Origin of the sequence: Agromyces fucosus, from assembly GCF_004134865.1 — a bacterium.
GTDB classification, from domain to species: domain Bacteria; phylum Actinomycetota; class Actinomycetes; order Actinomycetales; family Microbacteriaceae; genus Agromyces; species Agromyces fucosus.
Genome location: NZ_SDPO01000003.1, coordinates 442,494 through 466,782, shown reverse-complemented (window position 1 = coordinate 466,782; position 24,289 = coordinate 442,494). Strand labels below are relative to the sequence as shown.

Annotated in this window: 20 protein-coding genes; 8 read left to right on the top strand and 12 right to left on the bottom strand. The window is 65.8% G+C overall.

The annotated features are described in order from the left end of the window. Positions 1-2: 2 nt before the first annotated feature. The 6 genes from ESP57_RS13665 to ESP57_RS13640 form a co-directional block, all read right to left on the bottom strand. Positions 3-1,097 (bottom strand): extracellular solute-binding protein, encoded by a 1,095-nt coding sequence (locus ESP57_RS13665; RefSeq protein ID WP_129231976.1) that lies wholly within the window; start codon positions 1,095-1,097, stop codon positions 3-5. 73 nt (positions 1,098-1,170) lie between these two features. Further along, entirely contained in the window at positions 1,171-2,307 is a 1,137-nt protein-coding gene (locus ESP57_RS13660; RefSeq protein ID WP_129231975.1) for an ABC transporter ATP-binding protein, read from the bottom strand. Further along, positions 2,304-4,061 (bottom strand): ABC transporter permease subunit, encoded by a 1,758-nt coding sequence (locus ESP57_RS13655; RefSeq protein ID WP_129231974.1) that lies wholly within the window; start codon positions 4,059-4,061, stop codon positions 2,304-2,306. The genes ESP57_RS13660 and ESP57_RS13655 overlap by 4 nt, the downstream gene beginning before the upstream one ends. Before the next feature lie 54 nt (positions 4,062-4,115). Continuing rightward, positions 4,116-4,499: a cupin domain-containing protein gene (locus ESP57_RS13650; RefSeq protein ID WP_056011478.1), complete on the bottom strand. Its 384-nt coding sequence runs from the start codon at positions 4,497-4,499 to the stop codon at positions 4,116-4,118. After that, a complete protein-coding gene (locus tag ESP57_RS13645) occupies positions 4,496-5,518 on the bottom strand; it encodes a C-terminal binding protein (protein ID WP_129231973.1) in 1,023 nt (340 codons plus the stop codon). The genes ESP57_RS13650 and ESP57_RS13645 overlap by 4 nt, the downstream gene beginning before the upstream one ends. Positions 5,519-5,615: 97 nt before the next feature. Continuing rightward, on the bottom strand, positions 5,616-5,954 hold the full coding sequence (locus tag ESP57_RS13640; RefSeq protein WP_165877478.1) for a cupin domain-containing protein: 339 nt from the start codon (positions 5,952-5,954) through the stop codon (positions 5,616-5,618). A gap of 168 nt (positions 5,955-6,122) precedes the next feature. Between ESP57_RS13640 and ESP57_RS13635 the strand changes: the two genes are divergently transcribed. Continuing rightward, complete coding sequence (locus ESP57_RS13635) at positions 6,123-6,833, top strand: VOC family protein (protein WP_129231971.1); 711 nt, start codon at positions 6,123-6,125, stop codon at positions 6,831-6,833. 34 nt (positions 6,834-6,867) lie between these two features. On the opposite strand, the gene ESP57_RS18475 is transcribed toward ESP57_RS13635, so the two are convergent. Both ESP57_RS18475 and ESP57_RS13625 read right to left on the bottom strand, forming a co-directional pair. Next, the gene (locus ESP57_RS18475) at positions 6,868-8,196 is read right to left on the bottom strand and encodes a hypothetical protein (RefSeq protein WP_165877477.1); all 1,329 of its coding nucleotides are present in this window, start codon (positions 8,194-8,196) and stop codon (positions 6,868-6,870) included. Between the two features lie 37 nt (positions 8,197-8,233). Beyond that, positions 8,234-9,907 (bottom strand): cell wall-binding repeat-containing protein, encoded by a 1,674-nt coding sequence (locus ESP57_RS13625; protein WP_129231970.1) that lies wholly within the window; start codon positions 9,905-9,907, stop codon positions 8,234-8,236. 433 nt (positions 9,908-10,340) lie between these two features. Here ESP57_RS13625 and ESP57_RS13620 point away from each other — a divergent pair, with 433 nt between their 5' ends. Together ESP57_RS13620 and ESP57_RS13615 are read left to right on the top strand one after the other, a co-directional pair. Next, entirely contained in the window at positions 10,341-11,123 is a 783-nt protein-coding gene (locus ESP57_RS13620; RefSeq protein ID WP_129231969.1) for a nuclease-related domain-containing protein, read from the top strand. 35 nt (positions 11,124-11,158) lie between these two features. Beyond that, on the top strand, positions 11,159-11,731 hold the full coding sequence (locus ESP57_RS13615) for a YdeI/OmpD-associated family protein (RefSeq protein ID WP_129231968.1): 573 nt from the start codon (positions 11,159-11,161) through the stop codon (positions 11,729-11,731). Here ESP57_RS13615 and ESP57_RS13610 read toward each other — a convergent pair. Both ESP57_RS13610 and ESP57_RS13605 read right to left on the bottom strand, forming a co-directional pair. Beyond that, positions 11,725-13,188: a DUF3482 domain-containing protein gene (locus ESP57_RS13610; RefSeq protein WP_207904553.1), complete on the bottom strand. Its 1,464-nt coding sequence runs from the start codon at positions 13,186-13,188 to the stop codon at positions 11,725-11,727. The genes ESP57_RS13615 and ESP57_RS13610 overlap by 7 nt on opposite strands. 80 nt (positions 13,189-13,268) lie before the next feature. Next, positions 13,269-14,783, bottom strand: coding sequence for a DUF2868 domain-containing protein (locus ESP57_RS13605; RefSeq protein ID WP_165877476.1), 1,515 nt, complete (start codon positions 14,781-14,783; stop codon positions 13,269-13,271). A gap of 85 nt (positions 14,784-14,868) precedes the next feature. Here ESP57_RS13605 and ESP57_RS13600 point away from each other — a divergent pair, with 85 nt between their 5' ends. Next, complete coding sequence (locus ESP57_RS13600) at positions 14,869-15,465, top strand: HNH endonuclease signature motif containing protein (RefSeq protein ID WP_207904552.1); 597 nt, start codon at positions 14,869-14,871, stop codon at positions 15,463-15,465. 596 nt (positions 15,466-16,061) lie between these two features. Here the strand turns inward: ESP57_RS13600 and ESP57_RS13595 are convergent. Together ESP57_RS13595 and ESP57_RS13590 are read right to left on the bottom strand one after the other, a co-directional pair. Beyond that, positions 16,062-17,699, bottom strand: a complete 1,638-nt coding sequence (locus tag ESP57_RS13595) for a TIGR02391 family protein (RefSeq protein WP_129231964.1) — start codon at positions 17,697-17,699, stop codon at positions 16,062-16,064. 99 nt (positions 17,700-17,798) lie between these two features. After that, positions 17,799-18,224, bottom strand: coding sequence for a very short patch repair endonuclease (locus ESP57_RS13590; protein WP_279387796.1), 426 nt, complete (start codon positions 18,222-18,224; stop codon positions 17,799-17,801). A 79-nt stretch (positions 18,225-18,303) separates the two neighbouring features. On the opposite strand from ESP57_RS13590, the gene ESP57_RS13585 reads away from it, so the two are divergent. The 4 genes from ESP57_RS13585 to brxC all read left to right on the top strand — a co-directional run bounded on the left by ESP57_RS13585 (position 18,304) and on the right by brxC (position 24,286). Then, complete coding sequence (locus tag ESP57_RS13585; protein ID WP_129231962.1) at positions 18,304-19,377, top strand: DNA cytosine methyltransferase; 1,074 nt, start codon at positions 18,304-18,306, stop codon at positions 19,375-19,377. A 156-nt stretch (positions 19,378-19,533) separates the two neighbouring features. Further along, the gene (locus ESP57_RS13580) at positions 19,534-20,301 is read left to right on the top strand and encodes a hypothetical protein (RefSeq protein WP_129231961.1); all 768 of its coding nucleotides are present in this window, start codon (positions 19,534-19,536) and stop codon (positions 20,299-20,301) included. Then, the gene (locus ESP57_RS13575; RefSeq protein WP_129231960.1) at positions 20,298-20,852 is read left to right on the top strand and encodes a BREX protein BrxB domain-containing protein; all 555 of its coding nucleotides are present in this window, start codon (positions 20,298-20,300) and stop codon (positions 20,850-20,852) included. The genes ESP57_RS13580 and ESP57_RS13575 overlap by 4 nt, the downstream gene beginning before the upstream one ends. Continuing rightward, positions 20,849-24,286 (top strand): BREX system P-loop protein BrxC, encoded by a 3,438-nt coding sequence (gene brxC, locus ESP57_RS13570; RefSeq protein ID WP_129231959.1) that lies wholly within the window; start codon positions 20,849-20,851, stop codon positions 24,284-24,286. Before ESP57_RS13575 ends, brxC begins: the two co-directional genes overlap by 4 nt. The last annotated feature ends 3 nt before the right edge of the window (positions 24,287-24,289 follow it).

Genomic DNA, 24,289 nt, shown 5'->3' with positions numbered 1-24,289 from the left:
GGCTACTCGCCGAGCCAGCGGTTGAACTGGTCGAGCACGGCGTCGATGTTTTCGGAGTAGTAGCCGACGTCCTGCTTGATCGAGTCGGTGACGTTGTCGCCGATCGGGAGGAACTGCTGCACCCCGGCCGGGAACGACGAGGGCTCCAGGCCGATGACCGACGCCGGGATGGGCGTGGGCACCTTGCTGCCGAAGGCGATCTGGCCCTCGGTGTTCTCGATCACGTGCGCAAGGAGCTCCTGGGCCGCTGCCGCGTTCGGGGCATCGGCCGGGATCGACCACACCGAGTTGGAGTAGCCGGCCTCGTTCCAGGTGATCGAGGCCGGGAAGCCGTTCTCGGAGCTCGCGACGAACGCGCGGTTCGCCCAGAGGATGCCGATGTCGCACGACCCGTTCTCGAAGGACTCGATCGACTGCGCGCCGCTCGTCCACCACGTGATGTCGCCCTTGATCTCGTCGAGCTTTGCGAGCGCGCGGTCGACGTCGAGCGGATAGAGCTCGTCAGGTGCCACGCCGTCGGCGAGCAGCGCCGCCTCGAGGGTCCAGCCGTACTGCGGGTTGTTGAAGAAGCAGCGCTTGCCAGGGAAGGTCTCGAGATCCCAGAGGTCGGCCATCTCGGTGGGCTTCACGTCGGGGTAGGCCTCGTCGTCCCAGGTCAGCACCATGCCGAACGTTCCGACCTCGATGCCGTACTCGTCGTACGTGCCCTCGACGAGCTTGTCGACGGGGACGATCGAGGTGTCGATCTTCTCGAGGAACCCGTCGTCGGCCGCCTTCGCGGCGTCGTTCACGGTCGGCAGGAACACGAGGCTCCAGGGCACTTGGCCGGCATCGGCCGCGGCGAAGAACTTCGTCGCGGCTTCGTTGTAGTCGTCGGTCACGGTGACGCCCGTGTCGTCGGTGAAGTCGCCGAAGAGCGTCGCGTCGAGCCCCTCCCAGACGGTGCCGCCGCTCGTGTCGTAGAAGAGGATGTCGCCGCTGATGGCGCCGTCCTCCGCTGGGGCGCCGGCGCCGGCGGAGGAACACGAGGTGAGGGCGACCGCCGAGGCGATCGTCGCGGCTCCTGCGAGCAGGAGGCGGTGGCGGGTGATTCTCATTGCTGCTCCTAGATTTCTCGTGACTGCTGGGTGGTGTTCTGGCGGGTGTGCGATTCGGGTTCGCGTGTGCGACTCAGCCGTGCTCGGGTTCGGCGGCGACGAGTGCGATCTCGCCGGGCCGCACGAGGAGCGACACGCGGTCGCCCACGACGGGCACGGATGCCGCGGGGTCGAGGTCGGCCGTGCACGCCACGCCCTCGGCGTCGAGGTGGATGCTCCGGCGCTGGCCGAGGAACCGCACCTCGGTGACGACGGCCTCGCTGATGCGCTGGAGGCCGGCTGGCACTTCCGTCCCGCCGAGGATCAGCTGCTCGGGCCGCACCGAGCAGACGACGTCGTCGCCGACGATCGCCGGGTTCGCACGGGCAGTGAGTTCGTGGGCGCCGACCTGCACGGTTGCGCGCGCCCCGTCGAGACCCGTGATGCGTCCCGAGAACAGGTTCGTCTTGCCGAGGAACTTCGCGACGAAGAGGTCTTTCGGTTCGCGGTAGAGCTGCTCGGGAGTGCCGAGCTGGCAGATGCGGCCGTCGCGCATGACCCCCATGCGGTCCGAGAGGATGAACGCCTCCTCCTGGTCGTGCGTGACGTACACGGCGGTGGTGTTCGACTCCTGCTGGATGCGTCGCACCTCGGCGCCGAGCTCTTCGCGGAGACCACGGTCGAGGGCACCGAGCGGCTCGTCGAGGAGCAGCACCCGCGGGTTCTGCGCGAGGGCGCGGCCGAGGGCGACGCGCTGCTGCTGGCCGCCGCTGAGCTGCGAGGGGTAGCGCTCGGCGAATCCGCCGAGCGCGACGAGCTCCACCATCTCCGCGACGCGCGCGGCACGCTTCGCCCCGGGGATCTTCCGCACCTTGAGTCCGTACTCGATGTTCTCGGCGACGGTCAGGTGTGGGAACAGCGCATAGTTCTGGAAGACGAACCCGATGTCGCGCTTCTGGGTGGGCGTTCTCGTGACATCCATGCCATCGATGTGAAGTGCGCCGCGCGCAGGGTCGAGGAGGCCGGCGATGATGCGGAGCAGCGTGGTCTTGCCCGAGCCGCTCGGGCCGAGCAGCGTGAAGAACTCGCCGGCATGCACGTGCAGGTCGGTGTCGGCGAGTGCCGGCACTCCGTTGTAGTCGAGGCCGATGCTCGAGACGAGGACTTCGCCGCGGCGAGCGCCCGTCGTCGTGTCGTCGCCGGGGATGCGGCGGGCGGTCGAGAGGGTCATGACGTCTCCTGTCGGGCCGAGGTGCGGCGGTTGGTCGCGCGGGTTGTCACGCTTCGTACGACGACGATCACGACGACGACGAGCACGAGCAGCGATGCCACGGCGGGAACCGTGGGAACGATCCCGCTCTCGAGGTACTTGTAGATGGTCACGGGCAGGGTCTTCGTCGGCCCGGTCTGGATGAAGAGGGCGAGCACTACCTCGTCCCACGAGGTGACGAAGGCGATCGCGAACGCGCCCACGACGCTCGGCATGATGCCTCGCACGACGATGGTCCAGAAAGCGCGTGCCCGTGAGGCGCCGAGGGTCCACGCGGCGGCCTCGATGCCGCGGTCGGCCGCGCTCATGGCCGAGGCGATGAGCGCATAGCTGAGCGGTGCGGCGATGATCGTGTGGGCCAGGATGAGCCCGATGGTCGTGCCCGTGAGTCCGAGCTTCAGTTCGACGTCATAGATGCCGATCGCAAGGAGGATCGCGGGCGTCACGATGGGGGCGAACGCGAGCCCGCCGACGACGGCCTTGCCGAGGGTCGAGGTCATGCGGCTCGTGACCCGGGCGAGGATCAGCGCCATGCCGACCGAGAGCACCGCAGTGCCGACCGCGACGACGATGCTCTGCATGATGGGCCCGAGCCAGGTCTGGCTGGTGAACACCTCGCCGAACCAGCGCAGCGTGAAGCCCCGCGGGGGGAAGACCACGGTGCCGGTCTCGCCGACCGCGAGCGGGAACACGAAGAGCACGGGGATCACGAGGAAGGCGATGGTGATGAAGCTCGCGACGGCCGAGACCGCCATCCACGGCGACCAGCGGAACGGCAGCGACGTGCTCACGCCCTTCGCCTGTGCAGGCCCGACGCCGCCCGGCTGGAAGCTGCCGGCGACCTTCACGACGGCGATGTAGCAGATGATCGTGGCGATGAGCAGGAGGATGCCCATGGCGCTCGCGATGCCCCACTGGTACACGTCGATCTGCTGCTGGATGTAGACAGAGATGGTCTGCTCCTGCGGGCCACCGAGGATGGCGGGCACGAGGAAGAAGCTGAGGCCGAGGATGAACACGAGCAGTGCACCGCTCACGATCGACCCCCGCACCATGGGCAGGTAGACGGTGAAGAACGTGCGCACCGACGAGGCGCCGAGCGTGCGGGCGGCGAGCACGAGGTTGTCATCGACCGAGGTCATGCCTGCGTAGAGCACGAGCACCATGTAGGGCAGCAGGTACATCACCGTGCCGACGAGGGTACCGGCCTGGGTGTAGAGCAGCGAGGTCTCGCCGAACCCGAGCGCGAGGCTCAACTGGTTGACGATGCCGTTCGGGCTGAGGATCGATGTGACAGCGAAGAGCCGCACGACGATCGAGACCCAGAACGGCACGAGGATGAGGAGGAGCAGGAGGCCGGCGGTGCGCTTGGAGAGTCGCGAGATGAAGTACGCGGTCGGGAATGCGAGCAGCACGGTGAGCAGCGTCGAGTTGACCGCCAGCAGCACAGTGCGCCATTCGATGCGCAGCAGGAAGTCGTCGACGAAGAGCTGCTGGTAGTTCGCGAAGTCGAGCACTGGGGCCGCTGCGTCGAAGCGGCCCTCGGGGCTGAGGGAGCGCAGCAGCACGCTGAAGACGGGCCAGACGAAGAAGATCACGTAGATCGCCACGACCGGGGCGAGCAGGGCCACGCGGGCGGCCACCGCGCCGATGCGCCGTCTGATGACAGGGTCGGCGGTGATCGACAGCGGCGTCGTCGCATCCGTCACGGTCATGTCATCTCCTCTCGTTCGTTGATTTTGGAACACCGTACCGATTTCTGATTTCGATCAGATGTCGGCGGTGTTCCGCCGCGTTTCGGGGGCATCGAAGATCGTGTAGACCTTGCGAACGGTCGCTGAGACACGCCAGGTGCCGGTCCAACCGGGCTCGAGCACGAGCACCGTTCCCGGCGCGATCCGGGTGACCGAACCGTCGGCATGCGTGATCGTGCCTTCGCCCGAGAGGAACTGCATGACCTCGCCGGCCTCGGGCTTGGCCGAGGCGAACTCGCCCGGCGTCACCTCCCAGACGCCGACCTCGAGGCCGGCCTGCGCGACGAGCACGCGTTCGGCAGTGCGCGGGTCGCCCGCGAGCACGCGGGCGGGCGCTCCGGTCGGTTCGAGCGCAAGATCGCGCAGAGCGGCGGGTGAGAAGTCGGCGGCGAGGTTCACGAGTGCTCCAGGGCGGTGACGGGGGCGGATGTCGCAGCACGATCGAGCGCGGCGCGATTGACGATCGACGGCACCTCGCGTCCGCGCAGGACGGCGGCGCAGCGCTCGGCGAGGCGGGCGCGCAAGCGCTGCTCCGAGGCATCCGAATACCAGGCGAGGTGATTGGTGATGATCGCGTTGGGCGCGGCGAGCATCGGGTCGTCGGCGGTGGGCGGCTCGGTCTCGAGCACGTCGAGCGCGGCCATCGCGAGTCGGCCGTCGTGCAGGGCGGCGGCGAGCGCAGCCCCGTCGACGAGGCCGCCGCGCGAGACGTTCACGAGGGTTGCGGTCGCCTTCATGCGGGCGATCGCCCTGGCGTCGACGAGGTGGTGCGTGTCAGCGGTGAGCGGCAGGTGCAGGCTCACGATGTCGCCTTCGGCGAACGCGGTGTCGAGATCGACGAGCTCGACGCCCTCGAGGTTGCCCGCGAAGGGGTCGTGCGCGATGATGCGCGAGACGAAGGGGCGCATGAGGCGAATGACCTCTCGCCCGATGCGGCCGACGCCGATGAGTGAGAGCGTGGCCGCCGAGAGCGGGGCGATGGGTCGCAGTTGCGCCCAATCGGCCCATTCGCCGCGGCGCACGAGCGAGTCAGCGGCCGTGATACGACGGTTCGCGTCGAGCACGAGGGCGACGGCGTGCGTCGCGACCTCCTCCTCGCAGTAGTCGGGAACGTTCACGACAGGTATCGAACGAGCGGATGCCGCGGCCAGGTCGATCGTGTCCACACCCACGCCGTAGCGGCCGATGACCTTCCAGCCCGGGTTGGCATCCATGACCTCGGCCGTGATGCTCGCGTACTGCACGAGCACGCCGTCGGCGCGGGTGCCGCCGTTGAGGCTGCCGTGCTCGGCCCGGGCGTCACGCACTTCGACCTCTGCCAGCGCTGCAGCCGCCGACTCGGTCTCGACATCGCCGTACGATGAATCGAGTACCTCGAGCAGCAGCTTCGCGCCCTGTGATTCCCATGTCTCGGTCACTCGACCACATCTCCGTTGCTGTGTCTTGGGAAAGCTGTCTGAATTGCTGCGGGTCCCGTCAGGGTCGGGCCCCGACCTGTGGCCGGGGCCGACCTGCTCAGGAGGCCGCGTCGGGGAGGTCGATCATCATCGCCCGAGCGCGCTCAGCACCGCGGTTGCGACCACGATGCGGACGGTTGCCCGGGATGAGGTATCCCTCCCACGCGCTCGCGGAGATCTCGCCGCCGTCCTCGAATTCGAACGTGAGCTGCCCCTCGAGCACCACCCCGTAGTGGGATCGCGAGCACCAGGCGGTGCGGCTGGCACCGGCGTCGTACTCGACCGCATTCCACACGGTGCCGTCGTGCGCCGGCACCGCCCTTAGTCGGCAACCGGCCGGACCGGACGTGTCCCACTCGATGCCCGTGAACTCGATCTTCTCCTGCTGCTCGACCACCATCATTGGCTCCCGTTCGATCTGTTCGAGGCATGTCCTCCTGCTCATATTGATACGGCGTATCAGATTTGTCAACAGTTCTTGGAACGGTGTTTCATTTTTGTTGACTCCTCGAAGAGCCCCCTTCCCTGATGCCGCCGCGCCGCCGCAGGGCTACACTCCGCGTCCATGGACATGCTGATGGGCGACGAGATCGCCGCTGCCAACCTGACCGACTGGCGCAAGCTCGCGCAGGGGCTCCATGCCAGATACCTGATCGACGATTTCGGCACCGGCGCACGGTTCGTCGTCGCCGTGGGCGAGGCAGGCGACGTGCTCGGCCACCACCCGCGCGTCACGATCGGCACCGGGTACGTCGACCTCGAGCTCGTCAGCGACGACGCCGTCTACCGCGACGACGATGGCACCGAGTACGTCGTCGAATGGGTGACCCAGCAGGACGTCGACCTCGCACGACGCATCACCTCGATCGCTGCCGACCACGGGCTCGCCGCCGACCCGGCCTCGGTCAGCGAGATCGAGCTCGGCCTCGACACGGCGCACTCGGCGACCATCGCCCCGGTCTGGGCCGCGTTGCTGACCGGCAGCGCCGAGTCCCAGGGCCGCGGCTCCCCCGGCGACGAGATCCGGGATGCCACGGTGCGGGTACCGAACCTGTGGTTCGAGGAGGCCGACGAGCCCGCCGACCTCGCCGACGCGCACGAGGCCCCGCGTCAGCGTTTTCACCTGGAGGTCTACGTGGCGCCCGAGGCGGTCGAGCAACGGGTCGCCGCCGCGCTCGCCGCGGGCGGAACCATCGTCGTCGACAGCGAAGCGCCCTCGCTCACGGTGATCGCCGACCAGGACGGCAACCGGGGAGTCATCGCGACGAAGGGGTGACGGGCCGACTCAGTCGACGGCGCGAAGGCTCGACTCAGTTGCCCCCGCCGCCATCGCCTCCGCCGAAGCCGCCTCCACCATCGAAGCCTCCGCCGCCGTCGAACCCGCCCCCACCGCCGTCGAAGCCGCCCCCGCCCCCGTCGCCGAACCCGCCGCCTCCGCCGTCGCCGAACATGCCGTTGTCGCCGCCCGCGAGGTACCCGCCGCCCCACCCCTTGGTGTCGGCGATCATCGGCACGCCGAACCGGGAGTCCTCGCCGCGCTGCAGCAGCCCGCCGCCCACGCCGATGGGTTGCACGAGCTCGACGGCGATGATCGCGAGGCACGACGCGAGGCGGTCGACCGAGAGCGGCGCCGTCGAGCGGTACCAGCTCGGCACGGTGCCCGAGGTCGCCGCGACCTCCGCGAAGTTGCGCACGACGGATGTCTCGCCGAACAGCACCGCCCACGGCAGCAGCTTCTCGCCCGCGGCGACGGACGGGACATCCGCCCCCTCGATCGCCGCCCGCAGCTCGTTCGCCCGCGCGCGCAACTGCATGCCGGCCGCGTTCAGTGGAATCGCCCGCGGCAGGAACACGCGCACCGCGACCGCCGCCGCCCCGATCACGATCGCGCTCCACGCAACCGACCTCGACGGTGCGTCAGTCAGGGTGAGGCTGATGAGTCCGAATGCCACGCCGGCGAGGCCCGCGTACGTCGTCACCCGGAATCGCAAGCCGGGGCGCTTCTCGCGATACCAGACGGCCGCGTCGCGGAACCCGTCGCGCGTGACCGCGAGCAGTTGCCCGTTGTTCTTGACGACCCGGTCGACGTCGACGCTCGCGCCGCGCTCGAGTCTGCGCGACCCGCCCACGAGCCCGGGCGCGAGCATGGCGATCACCGTGCCGTCGGCGCCCTCGTTCTCGACGTCGGTGCGAGCCGCGAGCGGATAGTCGCCGTCGAATACCAGGTGGATGTCCTTCGCCCGGCCGCGCTCCGCCTGCTCGCCGTCGGGCAGGTCGGCGGCATCACGGATGTCGCGGCGGTCCTCGATCGCGATGACCCCGTTGACGGCGAGCAGCACGACCGTCGCGGGCAGCCACCGCGTCGCGGCCTCCCCCGACACGAACCCGACCGGCAGCACGCCAGCCGTCTCCGCGTCGACGATGGCGAGCGCGTCACCCGGCGCGGGCGGCCGCAGCCACGAGACGACGAGCGTACCGACGCAGACCGCGGCAGTCAGCGATAATGCGAGCGCGATGAGCGGCAGGATGGCCGTGCTGAGACCGCTGCCCGGGGTTGCCGCGAGCTGCTCGGTATCGACGCCAGCATCAGTCAGGTCGGCGATGACCTGATGCAGTGCCGAAGCGAAGAAGTGCTTCATGAGCGGAGGCTACTCCTGCTGGCGGGCGTCGGTGCCGCTATGGCGCCCCCGGCAGCGACTCGCACGCGATCATGTCGTTGTCGGCGTCAAGCAGGGCGACATCTCCGTAGTACGGATAGTAGGTGTTGAACCAGTTCTGAGCTTGGCTCCACGTCGCGAAGTCGCTGCAGTTCTTGGTGTTGCCGGGATTGGACGGGGTGGGGTTCGGCGGCGGGGTCGGGTCGGGCGGCGGAGCGCATTCGGTGAGATTCTCCACGGCAGTCGAGAGCGAGCCCGAACCACCGAGGAGCACGATCGTCGAGGGGCTGTACGCGAGGATGCGGTCGCGCACCACCTTCGGCACGCACCCCGACGGGACGATGAACAGTGGCGCGCCGAGCGTGCCGGCCAGTGCCCCGCCCGCGAGGGCATCGGGGAAGTTCGTTCCATTCGCCAAGAACACGGTTGAGGCAGACGGGAACATCGCCTGGTTCACGAGGACACTGGTTTCGTACCGGTCGGCGCCGCCGTGGCGAGACACAACCGCGAACGTCGATGCCAGCGACGATTGGATGCCGGCACTGACCGCGGCCGGTCCTCCGGCGATGCGCACGGTCGATGCCCCGACACTGAGGAGCGTATCCCGGGTCGAGGTGCCCACAGATGCATCGCTTCCGGGGAGCAGGACCACTCCACCGCCGGTATGGCCGACCGCCGATGCGGCAGACAGCGCGTCGGGAAAGTTGCGGCCGTCGGCGACGAACGCGGTCGACGACGTCAGCCCGGCGTTCGTGGCGATCAGCCGACTGGTCTCGTACCGGTCTGCGCCAGCGAGGCGCAACGTAGGTGCGATGGAGGCGAGTTGCATTTCCACTCCGGCCGAGACGGCTCCCGTGCCGCCGGTGATGATGATGTTCGACGGCGCGAGACGGACGATCTCATCCGAGACGACGGTCGGGATCGCGGTCGGCTGGACGAGCAGCAGCGGCACTCCTCGCGCGCCCGCGGCTGCAGCAGCGGAGAGCGCATCGGGATAGTTGGTGCCGGTCGCGATGTAGAGCGCTTCGACCCCGGGGTTGAAGCGAGCCGAGATCTCGACGGCGGTTGCGTATCGGTCAGCCCCTGCCAGTCGGTGGGTTCCAGCGGGCAGTGCATTCGCGCCGCCACCGGGCGAGGGATCGGTGGATGGGGTCGTGTCGGTGCGAACCGGCGGAACGGTGATCTCGGTCGCGCCGCAGTTGGCGTCGATCAACGACTGGATCGATGCATGCTCCGCAGTGTCGACGGTGAGATTCCAGCGGTACTTCACGGTGACCCAGTCGGAAACGTACTTGCAGAGCGACGGTTGATGTGACGGTACCCAGCTCGTCGGGTCGTATGCGCTCTTCGCACTGTTCTGTGCACCAGTGACGACGGTGAGGGTGGCGTCGATGTCGAGGTCGTTGGCATAGTCGGACCGCTGCTCGTTCGTCCATGCGTGCGCCCCCGAGATCCAGGCCTCCTTCAGCGCGACGAGGTGGTCCATCTCGAGGGTGGTCGGGTCGGTCTGCGTGACACCTTCGTACCAGGAGAACCACTCGCCGGCCGTGATAGTGCATCCCGAGGTGATGGTGACCGGCACGAGCGATTCCGCCTGAAGGACCTCCCGTCGAGTGTTGCAGCCGTCACCGTCCACATCGATGCCCTCGGCGAAGAGGTCGCGGTTATAGGGCACCGTGGAGTCCGTTGCCACAGTGAGCTCTGCGAGGAGCGCACTCGGCGTCGTCGTCGGTCCCAGATCGGAGGCAACGGCAGCGGTTGGAACGAGCAGAGCGGCAACGATTGCTGGCGCAGCGAGCAGGGCGATGAAGGGGCGGTGCAACGGGGGCTCCTCGGATCGGATTCACTCACCGTAAGTGTGCAAACGCCGAGCCGGATGCGATTTGCGTCGCTCTGCCCCCGAACTGGGGGAATGGGAACTCTTCCCGGGCGCGCTTCGATTTCACGCGGCACCTCTCACGCTCGCGCATCATGTCGCACCAGTGACCTACGCTGGCGCTACTGCACCAACCCTCCTCGGCTGGAAGGACTCGAGCCCCGTGAGCTCACCGCTCTCCGAACAGCCGCCCGCCGAGCGACTTGGCAGTGGACACCCCAATGAGAGCGCGTCGATTCCTCGCGCGCCGATGCTGATCGACCGCCCCCCGGGTGCCGGATTGATCGCGAAGTGCCTCGCCCTGAACGCCGCTGCTCCGCCGCGTGGCTGGCTCGCTCGGGTGTTCGGGCGGTCACCCCTCGCAGCAGACGCGACGAGTTGGTACGGCGGTGCACTCGGCGAACTGGCCGTCGGCGCCCGCCTTCAGGGTCTGAACGGCGAATGGACCGTGCTCCACTCCGTACCGATCGGCAAGCACGACACCGATATCGACCACGTCGTCGTCGGCCCGACCGGGGTCTTCACCATCAACACGAAGCGACACCCAGGTGGGCGCATCTGGCTCGGCGCCCACATGCTCATGATCAACGGGCAGAAGACCGACTATCTGCGCAAGGCACGGGCGGAGGCGCTGCAAGCGTCCCGCCGGCTCACCGCCGCAGGCGGAGCGCCGGTCACAGTCACCCCGATCATCGTGCTGGTCGGCACAAAGGCGGTCACGGTGAAGCAACGCCCAGCAGACGTCGTCGTGCTTCGTGAGGGAGAGCTCCTGCGCTGGCTTCAGGCCAAGCGCCGTGGACCGCGAGTCGCTCCCGCCTCCTCGCTCCTGTCGATCGTCGGGATGCCGCGAACGTGGCACGCCAATGGCGCTGCCGCGATCGAGACGTTCGATGCGTCCCACGGCGCCGCGTTCGCATCGCTCCGCCGCTCGGTGGGGCGAGCCGCCAGTGTTCGAGCGGTGTGGGTGTTCGCTGTCGTCATCGCAGCAGTCGCGACATCCTTCGGGCTGTTGACCGGAGCCGTCGCCCACTAGAGGGTCGTGTCGCTCGTCTGAGCTAACCTCCCGTCATGGCCGACCGCGTGAGCAAGCCCGAACTGCACGTCGACACGGTCGCCGAATGGGAAGCCTGGTTGACCGCGAACCCCGATCCGAACGGGGTCCGGTTGCGACTGCGCAAGAAGGCGTCGACCCGACTCGGCATCACGTACGCCGAGGCACTCGACGTCGCGCTGTGCTTCGGGTGGATCGATGGCCAGACGTCATCCCTTGACGCCGACTACTACCTGCACACCTTCACGCCACGACGACCGCGAAGCACGTGGTCGAAGGTCAACATCGGTCACGTGACTCGGCTCATTGCAGAAGGCCGCATGCGCCCGCAAGGTCAGCACGAGATCGACCGCGCGAAGGCCGACGGACGATGGGACAACGCGTACCGGCAGAGCGACGGGGATGTGCCCGTCGAGCTTCAGGAGGCCCTCGACGCAGACCCGCAGGTCGCCGAGGCCTTCGCGGCGCAGTCGGCGCAGAACCGGTTCTCGATGGCCTTCCGCGTGGCCAACCTCAAGCGGCCGGCATCGCGAGCCGCTCGCGTGGCCGAGTTCGTCGAGATGCTGAAGCGAGGCGAAACGCTTCACTGACCGCCGTCGAACGTGCCCGGATACAGCTCGTCGAGCAGCCCGAGGGCGAGCTCACGAAGAAGTCCCTCGAGCGAGTGCAGCACGGCTTCCCCGCCATCGCTCCGCAGCGCCCAGATCACCGCAAGACGCTCCTGCGACGCCACCACCGCGTCGACGACCATCGGCCGCCAGTGCGACGGATACTCCCCCTCGCGCCACGCACCACGCCCGCGCCCGTAGTGCGCGACCGCCAGGTACCGCAGCAGCGCCGACGTCACGAGCCCGTCGAGGAACGCCTCCTCCCACCGCAGGCTCGACTCCGTGCGACCCCGCACGACGTTGACCCCCTGCGCGATGCCCGCACCGCCGAGCGCCCCGATGATCGCGCCCGCGACCATGCCGGCACCGAACGTGAGGCCGCCCGCCATGAGGTCGGCGCCGAGCCCGGTGAGCGCCCCCGACACGACGCCGCCGAGCGCTGCGGTACGGGTGCCGTCGAGCGGCGCGTCGAGGTGCACGCCGTCGGCGACTCGCTCGAGCACCTCGTCAGCGGCACGCCCCTCGAGCCGATGGATCGCGATCAGCCGCTCCATGCCCGCGCGCAGGTCGGCCTGCAGGCGAGCGGCCATCTTATCGGTGGCATCCGATCGCGCCTTCGTCCGTGCCGCATTCGGCAGGCCGAGCGAGCCGGTGACGCGGTTCGTGATCGGCTCGGCCGGCAGCGTCACGCGATCAGCAGCAGCCCGTGCGATCGGCCCGGCGAGCGCGGCCATCGACGCGTCGAACTCGCGCATGCGCAGCTCGCGCCAGGCGGCTGACAACCGGGCGAAGGCGGGCGCCGAGGCATCCGGAACCAGCGGTTCGATCGCCGCGAACAGCGTGAACTCCTGCACCCAGCAGCGCGCGAAGGCGTCGAAGGCGAGCACGTCGCGCACGTTCGTCGAGGGACCGAGCGCGGCACGCCAGCGCGCGGCATCCGCTTCTTCTGCTGCAGCCCGCTCGCGCGGCGGACCGGTCTGGTTGAGCAGCACGAGCACGGGCTTGCCGACGTACTCGAGCACCTCGAGCTCGGGGGCGAGGTAGCCCGCGTCGGCGGGCGCCTCGGCGGCGTTCACGAGGTAGAGCACCACGTCGGCCTGCTCGGCGACATTGCGCACGGCGAGCTGGCTGAGCCACAGCGCGCGGTCTTGATAGCGATCCCACACTTGCGACGTGAACCAGCCGATGGGGTTGCGGTTCTGCCGCAGCCGCCGCGCGAGCCGCACGCTGTCGCCGAAGCCGGGGGTGTCCCACAGCGTGAGCAGGTCGCCCTCGGAGGTCTGCACGAGCGGAAACGGCGTCGCCTCGGCGGTCACATGCGGGGCGTCGCGCACCTCGCCGACGTCGCGCCCGAGCAGCGTGCGCGCAAGCGTCGTCTTGCCCGCGTTCGTGTGCGAGATGAGCGACAGCGAGACGGCTCCGGCATCGAGGCCTGGCACTTCCGCCGGTCGAGTAGGCGGCGAAGCCGTCGTATCGAGACCTGAGCCCCGATCAACTCGGTCGGATGCCGCCTGGTCACTCATGCCCGCTCCCTCCCGTCATTCGCGGCCCCGCCATCATGAACGGATGCCGCGGCAGCGAGCTCCGCCTCGGCCGCCGCCAGATCGGGGTCGCCGAGGTCGACGAACACCGCGACGCTCCCGTGCGCCTCGAGCAGCTCTCGCCACGCCGCGCGCCGTTCGTCGCGCCGCTGGGCGTCATCACCCCACCGCGCGAGGAACCCCGACTCGTCGACGAGCGCAACGCTGGTTCCGGATGCCGCAGCACCCCGCCCGGCCGCACCGCCGCCTCCGCCAAGCGCTGTGAGGAACGCCCCGTGCGCGTCCTCCTCGGGCGTGGCCGTGAGGCTGAACAGCGGCAGGCGAATCTCACCGACGTCGCGGAATCCCCTGCCCGCGGCATCCGTCGCCTGGCTCTGCTCGACGTCGTCGCCCCACGCGACGGGCGCATCGATCGCCGGCGCCGCGTTGCCGTACGCCCGCGCGAGCACGGCCCCGAGCCCGGCCTGCGCCTCGGGCGTGAGGGTGTAGCTGTACGGGATGACGCGCACCCGCGCCGGCTCGCCCACCCACGCGGCGACGAGGCGGCGGTAGTACGGCTCGTCGAGCGGCAGCGCCACGCGCTTCGCCCGGCGACGCTCAACGAGACCCGCGACGAGGGCGAGCACGAGCCGCGGCACGATGACGACGAGCGCGACCGTGGCGGCCATGAGGTGCATCCACATCGCGGCGTTCTCACTCGCGGGCGCGCGGATCGCCTCGATCGCGGCCACGTCGGGCACCGGGATGCCGGTGATCCACGATCCGGGCGCGAAGGTCACGGCGAGAAGCGCCTGCACCTGCTCGGCGCCGAGGAACGTGCTCTCCCACGACGCGCGGTACTCGAACGCGAGCCCGCGCAGGTAGAGGCCGGCGATCACGCCGAGCGCGGTCGCCCCCGCCGCGAGATGCAGCACGCGCGCGGCGCGCGCCGTGTAGAGCGGTGCGGCGACGCGCGCCCAGTCGCGGGGCAGCGCGGCGAGCACGGTGCGCCTGGCGGCGGTGGAGGCATCCGCTCGGTTGCTGTCGCCGGATGCCCGCACCGACGCGACCCGGATGAGCAGCGTCCGCACCGGCCCGGCCGCCCCGCGCCCGAGCACCAGCGGACGCACGAGCAGCCAGACGTAGACGAGCAGGTTCCACGCGACGAGGGCGAACACCGGGGGTGCGAGCAGGTTGATGCTCGATCCGCCGCCGATGCGGTCGATGAGCAGGCCCAACACGAACGCGGCGATCACCGTCACGACGCCCACCCACGGCCGCCACCGGATGCCGCGCACCGTGCGCGTCACCGCGGGCTGACGGGTGCCGACGCGTTCGAGCACGAGCTGCGCGCGACGCCCGAGGAACTCCTCGGCGCTCGCCCGCTCCCCCACGATCGCCGCCGCCGCGCGGCTCGCCCACTCGCGGTCGGCATCGGACCACAGCACGCGATCGCGGTCGGCGGTCTCGACAGCACGCGCCGCGGTCGTCTCGAGGGCGGCGGACTCGTCCATGTTGCGGAGTCTATGCCGGGCAATGGGCATCAGTCCGGGAGGAGCCCGAAGTTCTTGGATCGCCGGTGAACGTAAGCTCATCCCTGTGACCGACCCCGTAGTGTTCCGATTTGCCATGCCGAAGCCGGTCCGCATCACGGGCCGCTCATCAAGCATCACGAACTCGTTCGTCAACGGAATCATTCCAGTCGTGACTCCCACCGCCGAGCAGATCAACGAGGCGTTGCGGATCCTCGGAATGGATGATGCGGTGAGATGCGCATACTGCGGGGATACGGCGAGCGAATGGGATCACCTTCGCCCCCTTGTCGTGGATAAGCAACCGACCGGGTATATCTCGGAGATACACAACCTCGTGCCCGCTTGCGGCAAGTGCAATCAGAGCAAGGGCAACAAGCCATGGCGCGAGTGGATGTTCAGTTCCGCTCGCCTGTCGCCCGCAACCCGCGGAATCAAGGGGCTGACAGAACGCGCGGAGCACCTTGCCTCATACGAACAGTGGCAAACACCCACCCGCATCGATTTCGGATCAGTCGTGGGCGAGGAGTTGTGGGCGCAGCACTGGCGCAACCACGCTGCGATCCTGCAGACCTTGCGGGACGCCGAGGCTACGGTCGAATTGATCCGCGAACGTGTTGCGGGCGCAAGCACTGGCAGCACGATCGAGCTCACCAGCCTCTGACGTGGGCGACTCCGTCGCTGTACCGGTCGATGCCGGGTAGCTTCCGATCCTCGGTGTCGCGATGCCCGTTCTGATAGGGCACCGTGCCGTGGCATAGGCCTCAACGGCGTTTACCGAGACCGGGCGAGCCGGCCTGCCTGTCATTGTTGGCCGTCGCAAGCCTTCGAGGTACTCGCCATATCGGAGTCCGCGTTCTCTCTCAGTTGACCGAGCTCGAACCCATTGTCAGCTGCGGCGTTCCTCCTCGAACCAGCCTGCGGGCACGAGAGAACCTGAACCGAGGCAACGTTCGATTGTCCCGGGAACACTATGGTGCAAATCCACGTGGGCTGAGTTGAGGTAACCAACCTCCGCAGGACCCTTTGTGCAACGAGCAGGGGGAATTCGATCCGCCATCCGCTGCTCCATTCAGGTCGGCCTATCGCTTCGGTGGGCGCTGTCAGGCAAAGGTGACCGTGCCTACCCGCTAAGACGGACCGAGCCCCCCGCTAGTGGCCAACCGCCGCCACCGTCACCCTGCGAATGCAGACACTCGACGAATTTGCGGGGCGCGAGCCACTCCGACTGTCAATGCTCTACATGGCCTCACGGGTTAGTCAGGCAAGCTGCCCCACGTCCAGTCGTCTCATCAGGTGGGAAATTATGCTGAGCGCGTCAAGGCAGTCGTCGTTGGTAAACGCTCCAGACGAATTGAGGAGTTCGATCTCCTCGTGCGCGAGCGGATTCCTAAATCCGGCGACCAATCCCATCGAGATATGCTTCTGCCCATTCTCGACATTCTTCTCGGTCTGCTCTGAGAACCCGTGTTGAGCGGCCAGCGACCGAAACACGCGATACAGCCCCGCGTCCCCGAAGGCTGCGCCCAGCATGCTGAAGTCTGATTCTTGATTCGCTCCTGAGCGGTTGCGCGCAATCTTCACGTAACGCTTCATTGCCTCCTGAACCGCCAGATAGTAGTTCGCCTCCTCGTAATATGTCCGGGTCACGGCTTGGATTTCAGGGTGCAGATGGCGCCAAACGTATTCGGCGTGAGGCGGAGCCACCCGCTTCACCAGCGCAATGATGTCCCCTTGCTGGACAACGCTCATGTCGACATCGTCGGATTGAATTGCAGCGACAAGCTCGCGTACAGTCGACTGCTCCTCTGCCTTGATGGTCGACACCCAAGCCTCGGTAGACCCACCTATCGTTGTCTCCACTTTCGCTCGCTTGGCGGCAGCTCGTCGGATGCGCCACTCTTGGCCAAGGCGTGCCATCAGTGCCTGCAACTGGATCCGGAGGCGCTCCGTCTCGGGAGTCTCCCAGTCGACCGCTCGCCGGTCAGTCGCGATGACGTCCGGCTCGATAGAGTCCAGGTAATCCACGTCGAGATAGCCCGTCAGATAGGAGAAGGCGTAACTCGATTCCGAGGCGCCGAAGAATTCAGGTTCGTTTGCGAGGCGCCCATTCACGTAGAGGGTGATTCCACGCATCCCGTGACGCAGTGGCGAATGAGACGAAACAATCGTCCCGGAGAGCCCCTGTTCGTTCGCGATTTCGTCGCCGTCGGCCCAGGCGTCAGGGAAAGACCACTTGAACTCGACATCCACCGCGCTGAGCCGCAGGTCTGCTGACAACTCGTACTCGTGACCATCCGTCCCGACCACGGTCACTCGGAAGTCCTCATCGACGTAGTTAAAAATTCGAGAAAGACTGACTGCAAGCTCCTTCGCATCGATGGGCGTCGTACGCTTCAGGTCGCCCAGCCGAACTGTCGTCCCATGTTGCACCGGATCCGCGACCACCGTGGAGTCGATCGGGTTGTACTCGCCCTTCGCGCCCATCATGTCCAGATAGTCGAGTTCGACCACAACGCGTTCCGAAGATCCCGCTCGCGTTGTTGAAACGGTGACATGCCTCCCAATTCCGAAGAGAGCGAGTTTTCCGAGGCCCTTCTTTCCCGATACAGCTCTCTGTCCGCCCTCCGTTCTCGAAGACTCAGTTGTGTGGCGGCGATTCCGTCCGATACGCAGATACTTGTCCGAAATGTCTGACCTAGACATTCCATGGCCGTCGTCATGGATCTCGATTGTTGCGTCAGCGCCGATGATCACACGAGCGTGCGTAGCATCAGCGTCGTAAGCATTGGCGATGAGCTCCGCGACGGCATTTGGAAGATGGGAGTACATCTTTGCGCCCAGATGATCTACCGTCTGAGGATCAAATTTCAACACCAAAGGCTCGGACTCCGCCATGATCGATTCCCCTCGAGAGACATTCCTCGCAGAGTATTCGGGCAACCGCCGCTTACTCGCGCGGCGCGCTGGTTAGGGTCACCGAATCGGATTCGCGTGCTATGTGCGCATGGGCTCGCTAATCAATGACTCAATTGTCGTAACCACCCGATCGACCGGCTCATGCTCCCAAAAGCGAGCAACCCGCCACCCGGCGCGAATCAGGGCCTCATTGGTTTCCCGGTCTCGTTCTACGTTGCGGGCGATCTTCGGCCCCCAATACGTCGAATTGAGCTTCGGCTGAATGAAGTGCTCCGGGCACCCGTGCCAAAAACAGCCGTCGATGAAGACTGCAAGCCTCACTCTCGTGAAGGCAATATCCGCCGTCCGTCGAAGTGATGGGATCGGTCGGAAATTCACGCGATAGCGATATCCACGAGCGAAGAGAATCCTCCGAACGCGCAACTCGATTGAGGTGTCGCGCCCTTTGTTCGACTGCATCGAGCGCCGAACTCCGTGCGATGAAGCCCACGACGATTCGCCCACATACCTGACGCTACCCCGGGGCGACAAGACGCGGCGAGCCGGCCCTACGAGGTCGGCGGCCGCATCTAGGATCAAAGACGTGACAGCGAATCCGATCCGCGTTCTGGACCTCTTCTCCGGTGCCGGCGGGTTCAGCCAAGGAGTACACGAGGCGTCGCAGCGATTCGTCACGGCGCAGGCGGTCGAAATGGATGTCGCGGCAGCCGCGACGTTCGCGCAGAACTTCCCCAACGCCCGCGTCTTCGCCGGTCGCATCCAGGACTGGCTCGAGACGGATGCCTGGAAACAAGAGATTGATCTCATCATCGGCGGTCCGCCGTGCCAGGGCTTTTCGACCCTCGGGAAACAAGATATCGAGGACGAGCGCAACTTCTTGTGGGAGCAGTACGCGGAAACGATCCGACGAACGCGGCCCAAGGTCTTCATTGTTGAGAACGTAGCCGCCTTCGCGAAGTCTCCACAGTTCGCCCAATTCCAAGCGACGCTGCAAGAAGACACCGCGTTTCATGAGTATTCGATCGATTGGCGCATCCTGAATGCCGCGGACTACGGAGCACCGCAAGCCCGAAAGCGTGCAGTGATGATCGGTCACCGGAACGACATTGCGAAGCCCGCCTGGCCCGAACCTTCACACAGCTCAGATCCGAGAACTGTTCAACAGGCATTCGCCGGAATTCCCCACGTCGCAAGCGATCCAAACGGTCTCGCCAAACGATCTATCACCTTCGAGGGGAAGCGCCTCAGCGGCCCCTACGCGGGGCGCGAACTCCACTTCGGACGCAACTACACCGATCTCTCCCTCGAACGGTTCGCTGCGATACCTGTCGGCGGCAATCGTTTCAACCTCCCCGATAAGTTGAAAGCACCTTGCTGGCGCTCCCACACGAGCGGTTCCGGAGACGTTATGGGCCGACTTCACTGGGACAAGCCGTCGGTGACTGTTCGAACAGAATTCTTCAAACCAGAGAAGGGTCGATACCTTCACCCCGTCGCTAATCGCGCGATCACGCATTTGGAGGCAGCGGTCCTCCAGGGATTCCCATGCGACTTCAAGTTCGTGGGTTCGAAGACTGCTATCGCACGTCAGATCGGAAATGCCGTACCGATCCAGCTCGGACGAGCGATCGCCGAATCCATAGCGGCCGTCATCTAGCCCGCTACCGCAATGAGGCTGTGCGGGGCGGCGTTCTGGCGCCAGAGGGGATGGCGAGCAGGCGGTGCCTGTACTCATCGCCGGTGAGTCGGGCCATTATGGAGAGGTCGCGTTGGCGGCGACAATGCCGCACCACCACTCAAGGACGGGAACGATATGACGGAGTTCGATGATCGCGACATCATCGAGGGTTCCTCACCGGGTGGCGCGAACACTAGCGGCTCGATGCTGCTTCCCACGTTACAGTCCCTTCTCTCATCGCTGCCCGCTTCCGCAAACTTCGACGACTACGAGCGTCAGGCAGTCGAGTTCAACGTCCTAGGACGCGACTCATTCGAAGGTCGCAAGCGGACGTTCCGCGCCCTTCGCGAGATGTACCTGCTCGATCGGGATCGCATCCTCTTCCGCGCGCTTCGCGATCTCTGGGTCGAGAACCCGCTGGCGCAGCCACTTCTGGCTGGCCTCAGTGTGCTCGCCCGGGACAGCTCCTTCCGTGCCACATCTCCCCTGATCCTCACGGCGAAACCCGGAGACACCATCACCAACGGCATGATGGCGGATTCGCTCGGCAACGCATTTCCCGGGTACAGCCGACCGAGCACGGAGAAGATCGGCCGCAATACGGCTGCGTCGTGGAGTCAAACCGGCCATCTTGTCGGTCGTACGAATAAAGAACGAGTTCTGGTCACGGCGACGCCGGTGTCGATGAGTTACGCAATGTTCCTCGGCCATTTGCAGGGCCTCCGCGGCCGTCCGCTTCTTGACACGCTCTGGGTGGATTTCCTCGATGTTCCCACAGGCGAACGTGAGGCACTCGCGTTGGAAGGCGCTCGGAAGGGCTACCTCGAATACAAGTCCGGAGGCAATGTCGTCGAGGTCGGATTCCGCCACCTCCTGCGCCCGATGGCGGGAGTGAGAACATGACGGATCTCGACAATCTCATCGCCAACTACAGCACGCACGTCGCCAACCCATGGGCGTCAAATCTCGCCCCGGCTCAACGGTGCTGGATGATCGTCTATCCGCCGACGGACGAACGCCGACTTCGTGCTCGCGTGCAGGCGTTCGAGAATGCAACGCACAAGGCATCCAAGTCGTGGCAGCTCGTAGACATCACCGACGAGCCCGGGCGCTGGATCCGTGAGCACCCCTTCGCCAACCGCTACTTCGCAAAGCCCGAAGTGCTCTCGACTGCCGCGCTGCAAGAGTTTCGCGCTCAGCTCGTGACCCGTATCCGTGAGCAAGCAACGAACGCGCACGACCCGAACGGAGTCGTCGCCGTCCTGGGGGCCGGATCCTTATTCGGAATCACCGAGACGAGCTGGCTTCTCAACGAACTCGCGCCTCACGTTGCCGGGCGCCTCGCTGTCTTCTTCCCCGGCGAGTACCGCAACAACAACTACCGACTCCTTGAAGCGCGCGAAGGCTGGAACTACCTTGCGCTTCCCATCACCACGAGCGAGGACCAAGCATGACCAAGAACTGGGAATTGTTCGCTGATGACCCCCGCGAGAGCACCATCCCGAACCTAGGCGTCGCGAAGGTGGACGCTAGCGACGACGATGCTGGAATCCAAGCTCTCCGTCACGAGCTCAAGACTTTTGTCTGCGATGGCGCGTATCGCGAAGGCTTGAACAAGATCCTTTACGCGTATCTCCAACATGTCGGCTCACAGCAAACGGCCGCTTGGGTAAGTGGCTTCTATGGAAGCGGTAAGTCGCACCTTGTAAAAGTCCTGGAACACCTCTGGAGCGATAAACCGCTTCCGGACGGGGCAACGCCGCGAGGGCTCGTATCGAATCTAGGCGAGATCAATGACCTCTTGGTCGAGCTCGATGCCATTGGCAAGCGGAACGGTGGGCGGCTTGCCGCAGCAGGAAGTCTCCTGAACGGGCCACAAAGCGTCAACGTCGCATTTGCAACCGTTCTACTTCGAGCCGTCGGACTTCCAACCGATGTCGCTGCGGCCCGGTGCATCCTATGGATGGTGCGTGAAGGCATTCATGACACCGTGCTTGAGTATGTTCTCGAGCAGGATCTCGACTGGACCTTCGTTTTGAGCAATATGCACGTCTCGGAACTGGCTGAGGGAATCCTCGAGGCGAAACCCGGGTGGGCTGCGAGCCCGGATATGGCACGCAATCAGCTGTGGAATCAGTTTCCGCACACAGAATCGGTCGACTTGCCTTCGCTGCTCGAGCTTGTCGACGCGGTTCTTCAGTACGCGAGCGACAAAAATGGCAAATACCCGGCAACGTTGATCGTCCTCGACGAAATGCAGGCATTTCTTAATGACGACGCGGCACGGGCAGGCGAGGTACAGGGTCTGATCGAGGCTTGCCAGACTCGGTTCGATGGCTTGCTGTTCATCGTCGCGACCGGGCAATCCGCACTCAGCGCGACACCGACATTGCAGAAGCTCACGGACCGGTTCAATGCACGACAACAACTGTCCGACAATGACGTCGATCAGGTCGTCCGGCAAGTCGTTCTGATGAAGCGCCCAGACCGCACAGCAGAGTTGCAAGTTGTTCTGAACAAGAACGTTGGCGAGATCGATCGTGAACTCGGCGGCGCCGCCATCGCACCGCATGCTGGGGACGCTAGCGACCTCGTGGCAGACTACCCGATACTCCCCAGCCGCCGTCGATTCTGGGAGAAGGCTCTGCAAGCAGTCGACCATGGTGGAACAGCCGGCCAGTTGCGCTCCCAACTCAGAATGGTGCACGAAGCCGTGCGAAGTATCGCCGACGACGAAATTGGCACTGTCGTAGCAGCGGACTTCTTGTATGGAGAGCAGGAGCCCGGCATGATCATGTCCGGAGTCCTTCTGCGGGAGGTACGGGATCTAATCGCCGCCGAACGGGGGAACGGCGCCAATGGCCCGCTGCGCAGTCGCATTCTGTCGCTGGTCTTTCTCATCTCACGCCTCTCGCGGGAGGGGTTTGCTGATACGGGCGTCCGCGCAACTCCCGACCACATCTCCGACCTGCTTGTCGATGACCTTTCATCCTCTGGTCAAGCACTCCGAAAGATCGTGCCGACGATCCTCGAGGAGCTCCGCGGCGAATCCAAGCTCAGTCTCGTAGACGGCGAGTACATCCTGCAGTCAAAGACCGGGCAGGAATGGAACCAGGACTACAAGAACCGCGTCGCGGCGTATAAAGCTGACCTCGCGCGTGTCGCTACCGACCGGGACACCCTCGTGCGGAAAGAGCTAGAGCAACTGATTCCTCGCACCTTCTTGCAAGGCGCATCGAAGACGCCTCGTCCGATCACTGTTCATTTCGGTACCAATGCGCCATCAATTTCCGGCGACGTCCCGGTTTGGGTGCGCACGGGCTGGGAGACAAGCGAGGCGGGCTACCAAGCGACCGCATCCGCAGCTCCGACTGATTCCGCTGTCATCCACGTGTTCATCCCGAAGCTCCCGGGCGACGATCTCACGGATGCAATGGCGAGCCGCGCCGGAGGGGCGGACACGATCGCACAGCGGATAGCTCCCACCACCAATGAGGGCCAAGAGGCTAAGAAGGCGATTCAGTCCATCGTCACAACTGCAGAGGCAGCGATCAAGCGACTGTCAAATGAACTAACGAAGCACGCTATCGTGCGGCAGGCGGGAGGAACTCCAGTCAGCGGCACGGGGTTCACACAAGCTGTCGAAAATGCCGTTCAGAAGTCACTCGATCGCCTCTACCCGAAGTTCTCCGTCGCCGACTCGAGTTCATGGCATCTGGTGCTCTCCCATGCGGTTGCAGGAAAGCCGGACGCTCTCGGCGCAGTCGGACACATCGGTGAAGCTGCAGAGAATGCCGTCTGCAAGGAAATTCTTGCGACGATCCCGGCCCATGGTGCTCAGGGAAGCGAAATCCGGACCAAGCTCACGGCGCCGCCGCATGGTTGGCCCCGCGACGCGATCGACGGCGCTATCGCGATCCTCCTGCTCGCGGGAAACATCAATGCGCAGCTCAACGGGGCGGATATCGCCGCGTCCGAGTTGAAGTCGACGTCCATCGGAAAGACCGTCTTCCGCAAGGAATCGGTCACGCTCGATATGTCCACGCGGTTGAAAGCACGAGGGGTTCTCGCCGCCCTCGGAATCAGCTTCACGCCGAACGAAGAAGCACCAGCGTGCAGCGTGCTCAGCTCGTCGCTCGACGTACTCCTGCGCTCGGCTGGGGGTGAATCTCCATTGCCCGCGCCAATGAGCTCCGAGCTCATCGACGAGCTCAAGTCAAGGTCGGGTGCGGAACTGGTGCAGTTCGTGGCACACAACGACTCCCAGCTCAAGGACCTCGCTCAAAACGCAAGGACGCGCGCTGGGCAGAAGGACAACGCCCTGAAGAGCTACCGCGCTGCCGAGGCTCTAGTCGCACAGTTGCCGTCTGACGCAGCGGAGCTTCGCGACCAGCTGGAGGCGGTCGCGGCCAATCGCGGCATCCTGGATTCACCAGATCCCGTCGCACCGATCGTCGCGACGGCCACGGAGCTCTTGCGTGATTCGGTGTCGGCCCAGCACGCGCTCTACGCTGCGGCCGTTGCCGATGCCCTGACGGGGCTTCAGGCGGATGCCTCGTGGAGCCAGCTCACGGATGCCCAGAGATCGAACATCGTCAGCGAACAGAAGCTCATAGCTCCGCCGTTGCCTGGCCTTGGCACTACCGAACTGGTTCTGACATCGCTCGTGCACCGTCCCCTTGGTTCGTGGGAGGACTTGTTCGCCGCGTTACCTTCGCGCGTCGCTGAAGCACGCGATCGAGCGAGGGTGCTTTTGGAGCCCGAGGCTGTGAAGGTGCCGCTCCCGAATGCGATATTGAAAACACAAGGCGACGTCGACGCCTACGTGGAGAAGGTTCACGCAACCCTGTCCTCGGCACTGGTCGAGCACAAGTCCATCGTCATCTAGGGA

Coding starts and splice junctions, on each gene's coding strand:
- ESP57_RS13665 (WP_129231976.1), bottom strand. CDS start 1,097: ATGAGAATCACCCGCCACCGCCTCCTGCTCGCAGGAGCCGCGACGATC.
- ESP57_RS13660 (WP_129231975.1), bottom strand. CDS start 2,307: ATGACCCTCTCGACCGCCCGCCGCATCCCCGGCGACGACACGACGACG.
- ESP57_RS13655 (WP_129231974.1), bottom strand. CDS start 4,061: ATGACCGTGACGGATGCGACGACGCCGCTGTCGATCACCGCCGACCCT.
- ESP57_RS13635 (WP_129231971.1), top strand. CDS start 6,123: ATGGACATGCTGATGGGCGACGAGATCGCCGCTGCCAACCTGACCGAC.
- ESP57_RS18475 (WP_165877477.1), bottom strand. CDS start 8,196: ATGAAGCACTTCTTCGCTTCGGCACTGCATCAGGTCATCGCCGACCTG.
- ESP57_RS13620 (WP_129231969.1), top strand. CDS start 10,341: ATGCTGATCGACCGCCCCCCGGGTGCCGGATTGATCGCGAAGTGCCTC.
- ESP57_RS13615 (WP_129231968.1), top strand. CDS start 11,159: ATGGCCGACCGCGTGAGCAAGCCCGAACTGCACGTCGACACGGTCGCC.
- ESP57_RS13605 (WP_165877476.1), bottom strand. CDS start 14,783: ATGGACGAGTCCGCCGCCCTCGAGACGACCGCGGCGCGTGCTGTCGAG.
- ESP57_RS13595 (WP_129231964.1), bottom strand. CDS start 17,699: ATGGCGGAGTCCGAGCCTTTGGTGTTGAAATTTGATCCTCAGACGGTA.
- ESP57_RS13580 (WP_129231961.1), top strand. CDS start 19,534: ATGACGGAGTTCGATGATCGCGACATCATCGAGGGTTCCTCACCGGGT.
- ESP57_RS13575 (WP_129231960.1), top strand. CDS start 20,298: ATGACGGATCTCGACAATCTCATCGCCAACTACAGCACGCACGTCGCC.
- brxC (WP_129231959.1), top strand. CDS start 20,849: ATGACCAAGAACTGGGAATTGTTCGCTGATGACCCCCGCGAGAGCACC.